Origin of the sequence: Aeromonas sp. s1(2024) (genome assembly GCF_040908005.1) — a bacterium.
GTDB lineage: Bacteria > Pseudomonadota > Gammaproteobacteria > Enterobacterales > Aeromonadaceae > Aeromonas > Aeromonas caviae.
Map to the genome: position 1 here is coordinate 70,344 of NZ_JBFOCW010000003.1, position 12,320 is coordinate 82,663.

Annotated in this window: 13 protein-coding genes; 2 read left to right on the forward strand and 11 right to left on the reverse strand. The window is 63.7% G+C overall.

Annotation, left to right across the window (positions count from 1 at the left end):
- From AB5Y70_RS00740 to nudF, 8 genes are all read right to left on the reverse strand, one after another.
- The gene (locus tag AB5Y70_RS00740; protein ID WP_039039753.1) at window positions 1-867 is read right to left on the reverse strand and encodes an HlyD family secretion protein; all 867 of its coding nucleotides are present in this window, start codon (window positions 865-867) and stop codon (window positions 1-3) included.
- On the reverse strand, window positions 860-1,102 hold the full coding sequence (locus AB5Y70_RS00745; RefSeq protein ID WP_039039819.1) for a DUF1656 domain-containing protein: 243 nt from the start codon (window positions 1,100-1,102) through the stop codon (window positions 860-862). The genes AB5Y70_RS00740 and AB5Y70_RS00745 overlap by 8 nt, the downstream gene beginning before the upstream one ends.
- A 170-nt stretch (window positions 1,103-1,272) precedes the next feature.
- Entirely contained in the window at window positions 1,273-1,677 is a 405-nt protein-coding gene (locus tag AB5Y70_RS00750) for a GFA family protein (RefSeq protein WP_043153985.1), read from the reverse strand.
- Window positions 1,678-1,713: 36 nt separating this feature from the next.
- The gene (locus tag AB5Y70_RS00755; RefSeq protein ID WP_043153987.1) at window positions 1,714-2,337 is read right to left on the reverse strand and encodes an NUDIX hydrolase; all 624 of its coding nucleotides are present in this window, start codon (window positions 2,335-2,337) and stop codon (window positions 1,714-1,716) included.
- 2 nt (window positions 2,338-2,339) lie between these two features.
- Window positions 2,340-2,927, reverse strand: coding sequence for a YqiA/YcfP family alpha/beta fold hydrolase (locus AB5Y70_RS00760; RefSeq protein WP_041214383.1), 588 nt, complete (start codon window positions 2,925-2,927; stop codon window positions 2,340-2,342).
- A gap of 9 nt (window positions 2,928-2,936) precedes the next feature.
- Complete coding sequence (gene cpdA, locus AB5Y70_RS00765; protein ID WP_039039757.1) at window positions 2,937-3,755, reverse strand: 3',5'-cyclic-AMP phosphodiesterase; 819 nt, start codon at window positions 3,753-3,755, stop codon at window positions 2,937-2,939.
- A gap of 27 nt (window positions 3,756-3,782) precedes the next feature.
- Window positions 3,783-4,229, reverse strand: coding sequence for a DUF1249 domain-containing protein (locus tag AB5Y70_RS00770; protein ID WP_039039758.1), 447 nt, complete (start codon window positions 4,227-4,229; stop codon window positions 3,783-3,785).
- Window positions 4,230-4,328: 99 nt separating this feature from the next.
- The gene (nudF, locus tag AB5Y70_RS00775; RefSeq protein ID WP_043153989.1) at window positions 4,329-4,970 is read right to left on the reverse strand and encodes an ADP-ribose diphosphatase; all 642 of its coding nucleotides are present in this window, start codon (window positions 4,968-4,970) and stop codon (window positions 4,329-4,331) included.
- A gap of 306 nt (window positions 4,971-5,276) precedes the next feature.
- On the opposite strand from nudF, the gene tolC reads away from it, so the two are divergent.
- The gene (tolC, locus tag AB5Y70_RS00780) at window positions 5,277-6,602 is read left to right on the forward strand and encodes an outer membrane channel protein TolC (protein WP_029313618.1); all 1,326 of its coding nucleotides are present in this window, start codon (window positions 5,277-5,279) and stop codon (window positions 6,600-6,602) included.
- 154 nt (window positions 6,603-6,756) lie between these two features.
- On the opposite strand, the gene hldE is transcribed toward tolC, so the two are convergent.
- A complete protein-coding gene (hldE, locus tag AB5Y70_RS00785; protein ID WP_043153992.1) occupies window positions 6,757-8,184 on the reverse strand; it encodes a bifunctional D-glycero-beta-D-manno-heptose-7-phosphate kinase/D-glycero-beta-D-manno-heptose 1-phosphate adenylyltransferase HldE in 1,428 nt (475 codons plus the stop codon).
- Window positions 8,185-8,432: 248 nt separating this feature from the next.
- On the opposite strand from hldE, the gene lpxL reads away from it, so the two are divergent.
- Window positions 8,433-9,356 (forward strand): LpxL/LpxP family Kdo(2)-lipid IV(A) lauroyl/palmitoleoyl acyltransferase, encoded by a 924-nt coding sequence (gene lpxL / locus AB5Y70_RS00790; protein ID WP_010672769.1) that lies wholly within the window; start codon window positions 8,433-8,435, stop codon window positions 9,354-9,356.
- 114 nt (window positions 9,357-9,470) lie between these two features.
- Here lpxL and AB5Y70_RS00795 read toward each other — a convergent pair whose 3' ends face one another.
- Window positions 9,471-11,450 carry a bifunctional 2',3'-cyclic-nucleotide 2'-phosphodiesterase/3'-nucleotidase gene (locus AB5Y70_RS00795; RefSeq protein ID WP_049637232.1) on the reverse strand — a complete coding sequence of 660 codons (1,980 nt, stop codon included), beginning with the start codon at window positions 11,448-11,450 and terminating at the stop codon, window positions 9,471-9,473.
- A gap of 127 nt (window positions 11,451-11,577) precedes the next feature.
- Complete coding sequence (gene lysE, locus AB5Y70_RS00800) at window positions 11,578-12,198, reverse strand: L-lysine exporter (protein ID WP_049637233.1); 621 nt, start codon at window positions 12,196-12,198, stop codon at window positions 11,578-11,580.
- Window positions 12,199-12,320 lie beyond the last annotated feature (122 nt).

Genomic DNA, 12,320 nt, shown 5'->3' on the forward strand with positions numbered 1-12,320 from the left:
CTAGTCCCCTATGGTGATGGTACAGGTCGTGCCCGCGATCAAGACCAGATCCGGGGGAATCGCCAGCAGCCTGATCCGCACCGGCACCCGCTGGGCCAGGCGCACCCAGGGCACGTTCGGCTTGACGTCGAGCAGCAGCCCCTCGCTGCCTTCCAGGCTCTGATCGTGAATGGCGCGCCCTATGCTTTCCACCTCCCCCCTGAGTACCCGATCCCCGCTGTAGAGCACCACCTCGGCCGGTTTGCCGGGGGCGATGTGCCTGAGCTTGGTCTCTTCGAAATAGCCCTGCACATAGAAGGAGTGGGTGTCTATCAGGGCCACCAGGGGCACCCCGGCGGTGGCGTAGTTGCCGACCCTGGCCTGCAGGTTGGTGATGTAGCCGTCGCTCGCAGCATGGACCTCGGTCCGGGCAAGGGACCATCTGGCCTGCTCCAGATTGGCTTGGGCCACCTCATAGGCCGCCTTCATCGCCTGGGCATTGAGCCTGGATTCATCCACCGCCTCGGCGGAGATGACGGTGCGGGAGAGGCTCTGGCGACGGTTCGCCTCGTGCTCCGCCTTGTCGAGATCCGACCTGGCCTTGGCCAGGGCCGCGCTGGCGTTGTCCAGCGCGATGCGATAGGGCTCGGGATCCAGGGTGAAGAGCAGGTCCCCCGCCTTCACCAGCTGGTTGTCCTTGACCCCTATCCTGACGATCTTGCCCGACACCTGGGGCGTGATGCTGACCAGCTCGGCCCGCACCTTGCCATCCCGGGTCCAGGGCCCCTGCATGTAGTCGTTCCACAGCCACCAGAGCGACACCAGCGCCAGGGCAAAGACCAGCAGGGTGGAGAAGTATTTGAGGGTCGCAAGGGGTGATTTAGCCATGTAGCAATATCCATAGGGCGCCGCTGACGGCGAGGATGAAGAGGGAGAGATCCATCAGCAGGGGGTGCCAGACCTCGCCGCCGTAGAGCCAGTCCCGCAGCAGATGGTGCAGCGGCAGCCAGCCCAGCAGGCCGAGCAGCACGGCCTTGAACAGGGGCGGAAAGTAGAGCGAGGCCCCGAGGATCAGATCCGGCAGCGCTGAAGCAGTCGTCACGGGTGTGCCCCCTGTTGGCAGAGATGAAATGAAGAGAGAGGCCGGGGTCCGCCGGGAGACGGACAGGGCAAGGTTAACACAGCCATGGCGGGGGCTACACCAGCAGATGACCCCCTGAGGCGTCGTCACGGGAGTGGCACGACAACGCCTCGCCCGTCCTCCCGCCACCCGTCGGGGCAGTCACCTCGCGTTCAATCGGTTACGGTATCTGCCGGGTGATGCACCCCGTCCCGGGTCGGCACCTCTCCCAGATCGAACGGGTTGACCCCCTCCAGACAGGCGAGGTTGTAGCCATATTCCGCCGGATTGGATCGGCGCTGGTGATGGGTGTAGATGCCGCAGACGCTGCAGAAGTAGTGTTTCGCGGTGCGGGTGTTGAACTGGTAGCAGCGAAGCGCCGCCTCCCCTTGCAGGATGCGGATGCCGGACAGCGGCACCGAGGCGACGATGGCCCCACGCCGCCGACAGAAGGAGCAGTCGCAGCGGCGCGGATCCACCACGCCATCCGGCAGGGTCAGCTCCAGCACCACGGCGCCGCAGTGGCAGCTCGCCTTGTGTTTCTTCTGGATGGGGGTATTGCCGATGCGTGTGATCATGCTGCCTCCTTGCCGCAGTGTCAGGCTGCGAACCGGTTAATCGAACAGGGTATCCCCCCGCCCCTGCGACAGATGGTCATGCAGGGTGCGCAACTGGGACGCCACCACCCGGTGGCGGGAGAGTTCGGGCAAGGCGTCGATGGGGAAGTACCCCGCCCCTTTGGTTTCATCGGTGTCGGTAAGCAGAGCGCCCCCCGTCACCTCGCACAGGAAGAAGGCCTTGTGGGCGTGGGGCAACTGCGGGGGATGGGGGTGCTTTAGCTTGTCGAACAGGGCCAGCAGTTGCACCGCCCGACAGGCGAGGCCGGTCTCCTCGCTCACTTCCCGCACCACGGCCCCCGCCGGCGAATCGCCGACATCACACCAGCCACCGGGCAGAGTCCAGCAGCCGTCGCTGCGCTCCTGCACCAGCAGGACATGGCCCGCATCGTTCTGAATGAAGGCCCGCACATCGAGCTTGGGGGTGGGATAGCCGCTGTCGAGGGCAATCCAGTCGCCGATGGCGTCGGGGGCCAGCTCGCTCTGGCTGGCGATGAGCGTCACCGTGGCCGCTCGCAGCGCCTCGAAGCGGGCGATGTCGAAGGGATCGCGGGAATAGGTGAGCCCCGCCTGGGCCGTGGCCAGCACCTGTTCGAGGAAGGCGGCCAACGGCGGCTGCACGGCTAGAGCCCGAGGAAACGGACGATCTGGGCGGGGTAGCGCTCGAAGCCTGTGAAGGCGTGATCGCCGCCGCACTCCAGGGAGAGACGGGCAAAGCGGTATTCGTCCAGCGCCTTGCGATAGTCGAGCACCTCGTCCTCCTGCTGTTGCAGCACCCAGAGCCGCTCGGGAGCAGTCACCGGCACCGCCAGCGCTCTCAGCTCGTCCATGTGTCCGGGCAACAGTTCATAGCGTTCGCCACTGTAGGGGTTGGTCTGGGGGCCGAGGTAGTCGCAGAGCAGCTCGTGGGGGCGCACCGCCGGGTTGATGAGGGCGGCGCGGCAACCGTATCGCTCGCTCACTCGCGTTGCCATAAAGCCACCGAGGGAGCTGCCCACGGCGCCCAGTCGCAGGGCGCTGCCGTGGCGGGCCTTCAGGTCGGCGATGGCCTGCTCGATGGCAGCCCAGGCGGCCGCCGGGGTGTTGGGCTGGGCCGGGATCACCACCTCGATATCGGGCCTGTTCTCTGCCACCCAGGCCGCCATCTGCTGCGCCTTGGCCGAGCCGGGGGATGAATTGAAACCGTGCAGATAGAGCAGGACGGGCTTCATGGCAACGCCTCAGTAACCGGTGGCATTGGGGTCGGGCACGAACTGCCCCAGCGGCAGGCGCCACACCTGACTCGCCACCCGGCCATCCGGGTGCAGGGTGAGATAGCGCCAGCCCGGGCCGGATTCGTCCAGTGCGAAACCGTCGGAGAGCGGCTTGAACTGGATGCAGGTAGAGGGGCTGGCGATGAGCCGCACTCCGTGGTGCACCTCGTCAAACTCCTGATGGACGTGGCCGAACAGGATGGTCTTCTGCTGCGGGTGGCGGGCCAGCACGGCGAACAGGTCGTCGGCATTCTTGAGGTTGTGCTGATCCAGCCAGGCGCAGCCCACCGGCACCGCCTGATGGTGCAGGGCGATCAGGGCGTGGCGCTCGGGATGCTGGCGCAGGGCCTGATCCAGGGCCGCCAGCTGGTGATCCCCCAGCACCCCGTGGGGTTTGCCGCGCACCTGGGTGTCCAGCAGGATCACCTGCCAGTGATCCCCCACCAGTTGCTTGGCCTCGCTGATGCCGGCCGCATGGAGGTATTCGGTCATCAGGGGGCCGTCGTCGTGGTTGCCGGGCAACCAGTAGATGGGGCGAGCCAGGGGCGCCATCATGGAGGCGAAGCGCTGGTAGGACTCCGGGCTGTGATCCTGGGAGAGATCCCCGGTGGCGAGGATGAGATCGAACGGGTGCTCGTTGGCCTGCACCCGCTCCAGCACGGCGGCCAGACTCTGCGCCGTGGGCACGGCCAGCAGCCGCCCCTCGGCACTGGCGAAGAGATGGGTATCGGTAATCTGTAACAGGCGCACACTGCCGTCCGGCGCCTGAGGTAGCTCTGTTTCCAAAATCACGCTTCTTTTTTATGGGTTCGACTAGAGGATGTTAATCAGGCTGGTGCCGTGTTTGAGACAAAATCTCAACCAATCGGCCAAGAATAGATTTACCTGCTCCTTTTCATCCCTGTGATGCATTTTTTGATTGGGATAATCATAACGTGGTTGCAACATTGAAATCTGTTGCGCCGCACACACTTCCGCCATTCGCACATCATGATACAAACGAATCTCTATCCGGGCTTGCAAGTAGCTCGGCAATTCGGGGTTGTGCTGGGCCAGGATCACCTGGCTGGTGAAGCGGCTCTCCTCGGTCACCGTGAGCTGGAACTGCAGGCCGTTGCCGACCTGATAGCGGCGCTCGGCACCCACGCTGCCGCCGGGCGGCAACAGTTTCATCAGCGCCATGTAATTGACCTCGCAGGTACGCTGCAAGGACATCAAATCAGGCACATAGCGCTTCATCGGGCTCTGGACTAATGACATGTCGCGGCTCCCTCAATCAGGGTCCATGAAGGGTGGACCCACTGCACAGTGTTCCAGTCGGACACAGGGCACCTGACCCGGGTCTGAACGAGCGTCACCTCAGCGCCCCGCCAGCCAGCGTGCCCGCAGCTCGCCGTGATTCAGGGCCAGCCACTGCAGGGCGATGACGGAGGCGGCATTGTCGATGCGCCCCTCTTTGAGCCAGGCATAGGCCTGCTCGCGGCTCACCACGTGGACCCGGATGTCTTCCCCCTCTTCCGCCAGACCGTGGATCCCCTTGGCCTGACTGGAATCCACCTCGCCCACGAACACCTCGATGCGCTCGGTGCTGCCACCCGGGCTCACCAGATAGCTGATGGCGTGTTCGCAGCGTCCCACCTCGATCCCTGCCTCTTCCACCGCTTCGCGCCGCACCACTGCTTCGGCGGTCTCCCCTTCATCGATGATGCCGGCCACCAGCTCCAGCAGCCAGGGGGTGGCGCTGGTCTCCATGGCGCCGATGCGAAACTGCTCCACCAGCACGATCTCGTCCCGCACCGGATCATAAGGCAGCAGGGCGGCGGCATGGCCACGTTCGAACAGTTCCCGGACGATGGGGGCGTTCCAGCCACCGGCAAACAGCCTGTGTTGCAGGCGGTAGACATTCACCTTGAAGAAGCCATTATATCCAGCTGATTTTTCAATGATTTTCACATCATCGCTGGAGTAGTGGCAGGTTTGAGGCAAGGCTTGCTGTGACATTCGAGACTCCTGCCAGCTTGACTTGGCTTGGTTTGACCATAATATTCGGGGGCATGAATGAACATTCATTCACTCGCTCTCGCCGACGATGAGGGAAGGATTTTAGCAGCCACAGGGCATTTGGCTAGGCGCGTTGCCGAGAAAACTCGCCCCGGACCTTGACGTTTCCGCAGCTGGAAAAGAGACAGTTCGCAATGAAATCTGCTTATAGTAGAGTGGTTAAGCTGAAATCAAGCTTGGTCGGTGACAATCCCCCCTTCATCCAGCGGACAGCTTTGGGTTGATACAAAAGGTTAAAACTATCATATGAAAAGAACACTCTTGTCAGTCATGGTGATGCTGGGTGTGAGCGGCGCCGCTCATGCCGAAAACCTGCTCGATATTTACCAACAGGCCCAGATCAAGGACACCCAGCTGCTGGAATCCAAGGCCAAGCGGGACCAGGCCTTCGAGAAGATCAACGAATCCCGTGCAGCCCTGCTGCCCCAGATCAACCTGGGCGCCGGCCTGAACTACCTGCAAAACAAGAACGACACCATGACCAACACGGGCGCTACCGGCTCCGTGACCCTGGATCAATCCATCTACCGTCGCAGCAACTGGGTCAACCTGGATCTGACCGAGAAGAGCGCCACCCAGTCCGACGTGGCCTACAACCTCGAGTACCAGAACCTGATGCTGCGTACCGCCCAGGCCTACTTCGACGTGCTCAAGGCCATGGATACCCTGGAATTCGTGCGTGCCAACAAGACCGCGGTCGAGCGTCAGCTTGAACAGACCCAGCAGCGCTTCGAAGTGGGCCTGACCGCCATCACCGACGTGCACGAGGCCGAGGCCGAGCGTGATCAGGCGCTGGCGGACGAGATCAATGCCGAGAACACCCTGGACAACAGCTACGAGAGCCTGCGCGAGCTGACCGGTATCGACCACCGTCAACTGGACGTGCTCAACACCGATCGCTTCAGCCCGCAGAAGACCGCGTTCAACTCCGACAAGTGGCTGGAACTGGCCCTGGACAAGAACCTGGAGCTGCACAGCGCCCGCATCGGCAAGGACATCGCCAAGGAGCAGATCGATCTGGCCAAGACCGGTCATGAACCGACCCTGGATCTGGGCGCCGGCCTGAACGCCGGTTACAACGATTACAAGGACGAGATCCGCAACCCCGAGAGCAACAGCAATCAGGGCAACATCGGCCTGAACTTCAAGCTGCCCATCTACACCGGCGGGGCCACCACCTCCCAGGTCAAGCAGGCACAGTTCAACTACGTGGCCGCCAGCGAACAGCTCGAGCGCAGCTTCCGCTCGGTGCAGAGCACGGTCCGCTCCTCCTACAACAACGTGAACGCCAGCATCGGCTCGGTCCGCGCCTACAGCCAGTCCGTCATCTCCGCCGACAGCGCCCTGAAAGCGACCGAAGCCGGTTACGAGGTCGGTACCCGCACCATCGTCGACGTGCTGGACTCCACCCGCAAGCTGTATCAGGCCAAGCAGAAGCTCTCCGAGGCCCGCTACAACTACATCCTCAGCATCCTCTCCCTCAAGCAGGCCGCCGGCATCCTGGAGCAGAAGGATCTGGAAGAGGTGAACCAGGGTCTGATGCCCGCCGCCCAGGTCACCAAGAAGTCCTGAGTCAGGCGCACACCATGAGAAAAGGCGACCCCGGGGTCGCCTTTTTCATCTCTGTTCGCCGCTGGAAGTGCGTTGGTCGGGGCCTGCCAGGCAGCGGCCATGTCACCGACCCGGCAGCCCCATCAAAAAACCCGGCCTTGGCCGGGTTTTACGCTTATCCGCGCTCGCGGATGGTCTTGATGATGTCGGTGGTGGAGCAGCCGTCCTCGAAGTTCAGCACCCGCACCTCGCCGCCATTGGCTGTCACCTCGGCGTAACCGGCGATCTCTTCGGGCTTGTAGTCGCCCCCCTTGACCAGGAGGTCTGGCAGGATCTCGGAGATCAGGCGCTGGGGAGTGTCTTCGCTGAAGGGGACCACCCAGTCCACGGCACCCAGGGCCGCCAGCACCGTCATACGGCGCTCGGTCGGGTTGACCGGGCGACCCGGCCCCTTGAGGCGACGCACGGACTCGTCGGTGTTCACCGCCACGATCAGGCGATCCCCCAGCTTGCCCGCATTGGCCAGATAGGAGACATGACCCGCGTGCAGAATGTCGAAGCAGCCGTTGGTCATCACCACCTTCTCGCCGCGCAGACGGGCGGCCTGGACGGCCACCTTGAGCTGGGCCTCGGACATGACGCCAAAACCGGTCTCCTGCTCGGTGTAGAGGGCGTTGGCCAGCTCCACCGGGCTCACGGTGGAGGTCCCCAGCTTGCCGACCACGATGCCGGCGGCGGTGTTGGCCAAGGCGCAGGCCTCATCCAGACTCTTGCCTGCGGCAAGGGAAGTCGCCAGGGTGGAGATGACGGTGTCACCGGCACCGGTGACGTCATAGACCTCGTGGGCCTGGGCCGGCAGGTGCAGCTCGGGCTGCCCTTCGCGGATCAGGGTCATGCCGTTCTCGGAACGGGTGACCAGCAGGGCGTCCAGCTCGAAGCGCTTGACCAGCTCCAGCCCCCTGGCGACCAGGTCTTCTTCCCCCTTCACCTTGCCCACCACGGCCTCGAACTCGGACATGTTGGGGGTCAGCAGGGTGGCACCGCGGTACTTCTCGAAATCGGTCCCCTTGGGGTCAACCAGCACGGGGATACCGGCGGCGCGGGCACGCCGGATCATGCCGGGCACATCGTTGAGGGCGCCCTTGCCGTAGTCGGAGAGGATCATCACGTCCGCCTGGGGCAGCGCCTGCTCCACCTTGCCCATCAGCAGGCTGGCATCCACGTCGTGGAAGGCCTCTTCGAAGTCGAGGCGCAGCAGTTGCTGGTTGCGGGACAGCACCCGCAGCTTGGTGATGGTCGGATAGTCGGTCAGGCGCACGAAATCACAGGCCACCTTGACCCCGGCCATCTGGCTGGCGAGGGCATCGGCGGCTTCATCCTGACCGGTCAGGCCCAGCAGCACGGCCTGGGCGCCGAGGGCGGCGGAGTTGAGCGCCACGTTGGCGGCGCCACCCGGACGCTCCTCGATGTGCTCGACCTTGACCACGGGGACCGGCGCCTCGGGGGAGATCCGGCCGGTAGGGCCATGCCAGTAGCGATCCAACATGACATCGCCAACGACCAGGATGCGGGCTTTTTCAAACTCGGGCAGGGTGATTTTCATCTGTATCGGCTCTCAAAACCTGAAAAATTCAGCGGCCGATTTTATCACACTCTTTTCCGGGGCGTGAAAAAAGCACGGCCCTGCGCCCTGATGCCCCCTCTGACCAGATGACGGCGATTCGCGCCCGCCCCCGCTTTTCGGATAGAATCCTCGACATGCGAGTGACCGCATCCGCGCCGGGCCACCCCACACAGGCCCCCCGGTTCGGTCGGACTCCCCCCTTTGCCTTTGCGAACAAGAGACTCTTCATGGCCCAAGAACACGCTCCCCGCCTCGAACCCCGTCTGTTCCATCCCCGTTACTGGGGGAGCTGGCTGGGCCTCTCCCTGCTCTGGCTGCTGGTGTTGCTGCCCTGGCGCAGCCAGATGTGGCTGGGCCGCCAGCTCGGCACCCTGGCCCGCAAACTGCTGAAATCCCGCGTCAAGATTGCCCGCCGCAACCTGGAGCTGGCGATGCCCGAGCTCAGCCGGGATGAGCGCGAAGCCCTCCTGGTGCAGAACTTCGAGAGCGTGGGTTGCGCCATCTTCGAGGTGGGCATGGCCTGGTTCTGGCCAGACTGGCGGATGCGCCGCCTGATGAAGGTGGAAGGGGAAGAGCACGTCATCAACGCCATGGAGAAGGGCCAGGGGATGCTGCTGCTCTCCTGCCACTTCCTCACCCTTGAGCTCAATGCCCGCTGCTTCGGCCTGGTGCGCCCCGGGGTCGGTGTCTATCGCCCCAACACCAATCCGGTGCTGGAGTACGCCCAGTACCACGGTCGCTGCGCCTCCAACAAATACCTGGTGGACCGGATGGACGTGAAGGGGATGATCAAGGCGCTGCGCAACGGCGACGCCCTCTGGTATGCACCGGATCACGACTACGGCAGCCATGCCAGCGTCTTCGTGCCCTACTTCGCGGTGGAGCAGGCCGCCACCATCACGGGTACCGCCACCCTGGCCCGGGTGAAGAACACCGTCACCCTGCCCTGCTACAACATCCGCACCCGGGAGGGCTACACCCTGCATATCGGGGCCCCGCTCGCGGACTACCCGAGCGGTGACGACATGGCGGATGCCAGCCGCGCCAACCGCGAAATTGAAGCCGCCGTGCGCAAGGCGCCGGAGCAGTACATGTGGCTGCACCGCCGCTTCAAGACCCGCCCCAATCCGGACGATCCCGGCTACTACTGATGCCCTCCCGCCCCGTCGACCGGGCAAGTCCAGACGACAGGGCAGGATGGCACCGCGCCCCATGAAAAAGCCCTCGCACTGCGAGGGCTTTTTTGTTGGCTGCCAGCGTCTGCCTTACTGGCGGATCAGGCGGTAGATGGCGTAGCCGGGGTGCTTGGCGTCATCCATCGGCAGGGTGGACTGGTACGACAGATCCACCCCCGCCAGGGCCTTGGCCTCGTCGGTCGGCGAGGAGTAGAGGCGCACGTCCACGTTGGCGGGCAGGGCCTTCATGTGCCAGTTGTTGTTGGCCGCCGGGCTGAAGCCAGCCGGGTTGTCCGCAGACTGGGCCTTCAGGTACTGGGCGATGATCTCCCGCGTCTCGAAGGGATCTTCATGGACGATGTTGCTGCCGTCGATGCCCGGGAAGTGGCCGCCGCCGCTGGCGCGGTAGTTGTTGGTCACCACGTAGAACTTCTGGGCCGGGTCCACGGGCTGGCCGTTGAAGGTGAGGCCGCTGATGCGCTGGCCGTCGCTCACCTTGACCCCGTCCTTGCTATAGCGGGCCGGCTGGGTGATGTCCACCTCGTAGTTGACCCCGTCAATCACATCGAAGTTGTAGGTGGGGAAGCTCTCGTTCACCAGCCACTGCACCCCGGTCTTGCCGGTGTCGATCTGGTTGAACTGGCCAGCGCTCATCTCCAGCCACTCCTTGACGGTGGCCCCGTTCACCTCGACCACCTGCAGGGTGTTCGGATAGATGTAAAGGTCGGAGACGTTGCGCAGGGAGATGTCACCCTGGGCCACGTAGGTAAAGTCGTTGATGCCGTTGCGACCGCCACGGAAGGGGGCCGCCACCGACAGGATGGGGTAGGACTCCTTGAGCAGGCCGTCTTGTTGCAACTGCTCCGCGTGGCGGCGCTGGGCATCGCTCACCAGCTGCACCGAGGGGTCGTCCTGCACCAGGGCGAAGAAGCTGTGGATGGGGGAGGTGATCTTGCCGAGCGGCTCGTCCAGCCACTGGTTGGTGGCGTCGTGATCCGCCTGCACCAGGTCCACCACCCGCTGATCCACCGCACTGCCCTCGCTGGCGTCTATCTTGCGCAGGCTGGCCTGGCTCTGCTTCACCTGCCACTTGCCGTCCACCTGTTCCAGCTTGAGGTCGATGATGCCGAGGTGGTTGCCCCAGTAACCGGGCATCACGGTGGGGATGCCGCTGAGGGTACCGGCCTGGTTGTCCACCTCCGGCAGATCCGGGAAGTCCCCGGGGAAGTTCTTGTGGGCGTGGCCCAGCATCAGGGCGTCCACCCCCTTCACCTTGGCCAGATGCCAGGCGGAGTTCTCCATCATGGCCTCGTAGCTGCTGGCATTGATGCCGGTGTGGGCCACCACCACCACGATGTCGGCGCCCTTGGCGCGCAGCTCGGGCACATAGTGATTGGCGGTCTCGACCATGTCGGCCACCACCACCTTGCCCTCCAGATGACGCTTGTCCCACTGCAGCACCTGGGGCGGGGTCAGACCCAGGATGCCCACCTTGACGCGCTGGCGCTGGCCCTTGTCATCGGTCACCTCGCGCTCCAGCAGCAGATAGGGGGTGAACTTGTTGCCGCTCCAGTCAATCTGTCCCTTGGCATCGCGCTTGAAGGCCCCCGCCTCGAACACGTTGGCGTTCACATAGGGGAAGTCGGCTCCCGCCAGTACCTTGCCAAGGTAGTCCAGGCCGTAGTTGAACTCGTGGTTGCCCAGGTTGCCCGCGTCGTAGCCCAGCTCGTTCATCGCCTTGAACACCGGGTGCGCCTGCTTCTCGAGATAGCCGGCACCGGATTGCTCGAAGATGTAGTCCGCCAGCGGCGTGCCCTGAATGAGGTCACCGTTGTCGAGCAGCAGGTTGTTGGGGTTCTCGGCGCGGGCGGCGCGGATCAGCAGGGCGGTGCGGGAGAGGCCGAACTTGCGATCCTCCTTGTTCTGGTAGTAGTCGTACCCCAGCACGTTGGAGTGGATATCAGAGGTCTGGATCAGGCGCAGGGAGACGGTCCCCGGCTGCGCCTTGCTGTCATTCTCGTTGCTGCAGGCAGACAGCAGCACGATGGCGGCAATAGCCCCCAGCTTCATGGTGTTATTCACTGTTTTTTCCCTTTTATTATGAGTAACGCTTTACCAGCGCCGGGAATTTAACAGACGAATATGTCAGCAGATGGCACCGGGACTCATTTTTATGAAGCCCGGCACAAAAATAGCCTCATGAGGCCGGTATGGCACCCAATGCCAGCTTGACCGCCAGCACCAGCATGATGAGACCTACAACAAGATCAATGGCTTGCTGCACCCGGCCCCTGGCAAGCCAGGGGGAGAGTGCCGCCGCCCCGAACGCCAGTCCGTAGAACCAGACCAGAGAAGCCAGCATGGCCCCCGCCGCGAAGGCGGGTCTGAGCTCCTCGGCAAACTGGCTGCCGAAGGAGCCAAGCAGCATCAGGGTATCCAGGTAGACGTGGGGATTGAGCAGGGTCACTCCGAGGGTCATGGCCAGCACGCTCTTCACCCCCATCAACCGGGGCGAGTCCGCCAGGGCCGCCTCCTGGCCGCGCCAGGCACTGCGCAGGGAGCGCACCCCGAACCAGCCGAGGAAGAGCACGCCGCCCCAGGTCAGCAGGGCCAGGCCGATCGGGCTGGCCGCCAGCAGGTTGGCCCCGCCGAACACCCCGATGCCGATCAGCACGAGATCGCACAGGCAGCAGAGGGTCGCCGTCAGCAGGTGGTGATTGCGGTGAATGCCCCGGCTCAGCACGAAGGCATTCTGGGCCCCGATGGGGATGATCATGGCAAGACCGAGGGTAAAGCCTTGCAGGGTGGTGGCGAACATGGGGATGCGTTCCTGTGAAAGAGAGAAACGCACTATAAGGGGGCGCGGGTAATCAGAGAAATTCATTCATTTTCTGATGCATTCATAAAACTGATGAAAACCGGGCCGAAACCACACAAAGA